The 3,899-nt window shown below is 45.1% G+C and carries 6 protein-coding genes; 5 read left to right on the plus strand and 1 reads right to left on the minus strand.

The window, feature by feature from the left end:
• The 5 genes from F7C14_RS03520 to F7C14_RS03540 all read left to right on the plus strand — a co-directional run.
• A partial coding sequence (locus F7C14_RS03520; protein ID WP_290899987.1) for a branched-chain amino acid ABC transporter permease occupies window positions 1-533 on the plus strand: 533 nt, incomplete at its 5' end.
• 5 nt (window positions 534-538) lie between these two features.
• On the plus strand, window positions 539-1,267 hold the full coding sequence (locus tag F7C14_RS03525) for an ABC transporter ATP-binding protein (RefSeq protein WP_290899989.1): 729 nt from the start codon (window positions 539-541) through the stop codon (window positions 1,265-1,267).
• Window positions 1,268-1,969 carry an ABC transporter ATP-binding protein gene (locus F7C14_RS03530; RefSeq protein ID WP_290899991.1) on the plus strand — a complete coding sequence of 234 codons (702 nt, stop codon included), beginning with the start codon at window positions 1,268-1,270 and terminating at the stop codon, window positions 1,967-1,969.
• 34 nt (window positions 1,970-2,003) lie between these two features.
• Window positions 2,004-3,299, plus strand: a complete 1,296-nt coding sequence (locus tag F7C14_RS03535; RefSeq protein ID WP_290899993.1) for a DHH family phosphoesterase — start codon at window positions 2,004-2,006, stop codon at window positions 3,297-3,299.
• The gene (locus tag F7C14_RS03540; RefSeq protein ID WP_290899996.1) at window positions 3,278-3,511 is read left to right on the plus strand and encodes a KEOPS complex subunit Pcc1; all 234 of its coding nucleotides are present in this window, start codon (window positions 3,278-3,280) and stop codon (window positions 3,509-3,511) included. The genes F7C14_RS03535 and F7C14_RS03540 overlap by 22 nt, the downstream gene beginning before the upstream one ends.
• Here the strand turns inward: F7C14_RS03540 and F7C14_RS03545 are convergent.
• The coding region (locus tag F7C14_RS03545) for an FAD synthase (RefSeq protein WP_290899998.1) at window positions 3,465-3,899 on the minus strand (435 nt) is incomplete at its 5' end. The two genes, F7C14_RS03540 and F7C14_RS03545, sit on opposite strands and share 47 nt — an antisense overlap.

The raw sequence follows: 3,899 nt of genomic DNA on the forward strand, positions 1-3,899 counted from the left end.
CTTTTGGAAGCGAAACAACGAACTTCCTCTCCACTTACGTTTCCGACGTAGCTTTATTCTTCGTCGCATTCATCTCAGCCTTAATCACATCCATATACTTGAGAAGCAGAATAGGTTATGCACTCTTAGCTATGAGGGAGGATGAGGATGTCGCCAAGGTGATGGGAATTAACGTAACGAAATACAAGATCCTCGCTTTCATAACGAGTGCCGTCTTCGCTGGAGTTATAGGAGCATTAGCGTGGACATTAAAGCTCACCTACGTTTTCCCTGAAGACGTTTTCAATATAGTGTATACTGTCGAGGCGATAGTCATAGTTATGCTTGGCGGAGCGGGAACTTTGCTCGGACCGCTCGTAGGAGGTACTTTCTACGCCTTGCTAAAGTACTACCTCAACGTTGTATTCCCTGGAGTTCAGCTCTTGATTCTCGCTCCTATTTTAATAGCCGTAGTCGTCCTCTTTCCTGAAGGTTTGGTAGGGTATTTAAAGAAGAAAGTCAGAGGTACTAAGTTGGAAGAGTTCGTGAGGTGATGCTCATGCTACTCAGAGCTGAAAACCTCAGAAAGAGCTTTGGAGGGATTAAAGCTGTAGACGGTGTTACGTTTGAGATTGAAGAAGGAGAGGCAATAGGGATAGTCGGTCCAAACGGAAGCGGAAAAACCACCCTCTACAACCTCATAAGCGGAATATATTTGCCGGATGAGGGTAGAGTTATTTTCGAGGGGAGGGACATAACGAATCTTCCCCCCTACGAGAGAGCCAAGCTGGGAATAGCGAGGACCTTCCAGATTCCCCGTCCTTTCGGAAATGCGACGGTTCTTGAAAACGTAGCGATAGGAGCAATGTTTGGGAGGGAAAAGCTGAGCGTTGAGGAAGCTTTTGAGAGAGCTGAAGAGTACTTGAAGCTTGTGGGATTAGAAAAGCTAAGACATAAAGAGGCGAAGCTTTTAACGCCATTGGAAAAAAGATTAATGGAACTCGCAAGAGCTTTAGCCATGAAACCCAAGCTTCTGCTTCTTGACGAAGTTATGGCGGGGATGAATCCGGTTGACGTTGACAGAATAATCGAGCTTCTCAAGAGAATACACCAAGAGGAGGACATAGCGATAGTTTCCATGGTCGAACATTTAATGCAAGCTATAGTGAAGTTCGCAGAAAGAGTCATAGTTATGCATCAGGGAAAGATCCTTGTCGAGGGTAAGCCGGAAGAGGTTTTGAACCATCCAAAGGTTATAGAAGTTTACCTCGGAAAGAAGGTGATTTGAATGCTCGAAGCAAGAGATCTCGAAAGCGGCTACGGAGAGATGCAGGTGCTATGGGGCGTGAACATAAAAATAGATAAGGGTAGCATAACAACGATCTTAGGAGCGAACGGAGTCGGGAAGACGACGACGCTGAAGACGATTTTCGGAATAATCAAACCTTGGAAGGGCACAGTTACGTTCAAAGGAGAGGACGTGACTCTAAAAAAGCGCCACGAGAAAGTTGAGATGGGCATAGCCTACGTTCCCGAAGGAAGACACCTCTTTCCCCTAATGACGGTGGAAGAAAATTTAAGGCTCGGAGCTTACACCAAAAGAGCTGAAGAAAGGCTTGAAGAGAACTTAAGCTTCGTCTACGACCTCTTCCCAATTCTGAAAGAGAGAAGAAAGCAAAGAGCTGGAACTTTGAGCGGAGGGGAGCAGCAGATGCTGACGATTGCAAGAGCTTTGATGTCATCTCCAGAGCTGATTTTGATGGACGAACCAAGTCAGGGTTTAGCTCCTAAGGTTGTTCACGATCTTTTTGACGTTATAAAAAAGCTCAGAGAAGAGGGATTGACGATTTTACTCGTCGAACAAAACGTTTACGCTTCCCTCGAAATAGCGGATTACGTCTATTTAATGAGCGAAGGTAGGATATTCGCTGAGGGTAGAAGGGATGAGCTAAGCGAGGAGGAGATAAGGAAAGCTTACGTCGGTGTTTAGAAAAAAATTTTTGCCATTGCGAAAATTGCGAAACATGCTTGAGATGATCAAGCACGAGTTCGAAAAAGCCAAACTTATGATCGACAAGCAGGATCACATTAGAATTTACGCTCACTACGATGCAGACGGAATTTCCGGAGCTGCCATAATCTCGATAGCTCTGATGAGGATGGGAAAGAAAGTTCACGTTTCCTTCCTCAAAGGTCTAAACGAGAGCTTCGAAAGCGAAGACCTCACCATTTTCGTCGACATGGGTAGCGGATATCCGGAAACGATTTCAGAAGTAGAAGAAGATGTAATAATAGTAGATCACCACTTTCCGGTCGGAAGAATTGAGAAAGAAAACCTTGCTCACATAAATCCGCACCTTGCTGGTATAGACGGCTCCTTCGAAATGTCCGCCAGTGCCACAGCCTACTTCTTCGCAGAATACTTGGGAAACAACTACGATCTAACTGCCTTAGCTCTAATCGGGATAATCGGAGATAAACAAAAGCTCAGAGGGGGAAATTTAGAGGTCGTTAAGAGGGGATTAGAGAGGGGATATCTGGAAAGGAGAGAAGGTTTGAGGATGATATCCGGGAAAGTGAAGGACGTTCTTCTTTACTCAACTGAGCCCTTTCTTAACTTCTACGGTAATGAGGAGGAACTCGGAAAGTTTCTTGAAGAGGTGAACGTTGACGGAGAGAAGGAATTTGATGAGCTTAGTAAAGAGGAGGAGAGCAGACTCGCCAACGGAATAGCCGTAAGACTGCTGAAGATGAACTGCTATCCCGGAATTTTCGAGGACGTATTCGGAGAGAAGTTTTACTTAAAAAACGAGCTGATAAAGAATGCGATAATGTTAAGCGAAGTCGTGAACGCTTGCGGAAGAAAGTCGGCAAATTCGATAGCTTTTGCCATCTGCATGAGAGACGAGAATTACCTTGAGAAAGCTTTGAACTTGTGGAGGGAATTTCAGGAGGAACTCTTGGAAGAGGTCGCAAAGAGGATTAGCGAAGTAAAAGAGGGTTTCTGCATAAGGTATCTTGTCATGGAAGACGCTCCGACAACCGGACCTATAGCCTCAATCCTCTCAAGGTACATCTTTTCCGACAAGCCATTTATAGCGATAAACGTGAAAAAGAACGGGGAAGTCAAGGTCTCGGCGAGGGGAAATGAAAAGCTTGCCGAAAAGGTTAACTTGGGGGAGGTTATGAGGAAAGCCGCTGAAAAAGTCGGTGGTAGCGGAGGAGGTCACAGCGTTGCTGCCGGAGCAAACATAAGCTCGGAAAAAGTAGAGGAGTTTCTGAAGGAGGTTGACAGGCTTTGCTGTTCAAGCTTGAGCTGAAGCTTGATCTTGAAGATGCCGAGATTATTTACAAAGCTTTGAAGCCGGACGACGTTGAATGGGCAAAAGCAGATTTCGATGACACCCTGAGGATAATTATTGAGACTGAAAAAATCGGTGCCGTGATAAATGCCTTCGAAGATTTTATGATGAACGTTAAAGCTTCTATTTCCGTTCTTGAAAGTCTTTCAGCCGGAAAGGGGCGAGATTGACTATTCTTTCTATTATTTTGGCAGAACTACAAAGTTCGCAATTCTCCTTCTCCCTTATTCTGACCACTTCAGCCTTTATTCCCCTTTTTTCAAGCTCCTTTTTCAACCATTCCTCATCGAAGTGCTGATCGTATCCGAGAGCTATTACATCCGGCTTTATTTTTTCGATTGGCTTGAAAATGTCCTCTTCATCCCCAAGAATCGCCTCGTCGACAGGCTTTAAAGCTTCGACAACCCTTCTTCTCTGCTCCTCAGGCATTATCGGCTTGGGTTTATGCTTCACATTCTTCTCCCTCGCAACTATGACGACAAGGTAGTCTCCAAGCTTCTTCGCCTCTTCCAAGAACCTTATGTGCCCCGGATGAATGATGTCGAAAGTTCCCGTTGC

Source organism: Ferroglobus sp. (assembly GCF_015521575.1).
In the GTDB taxonomy this organism is placed as follows: domain Archaea; phylum Halobacteriota; class Archaeoglobi; order Archaeoglobales; family Archaeoglobaceae; genus Ferroglobus.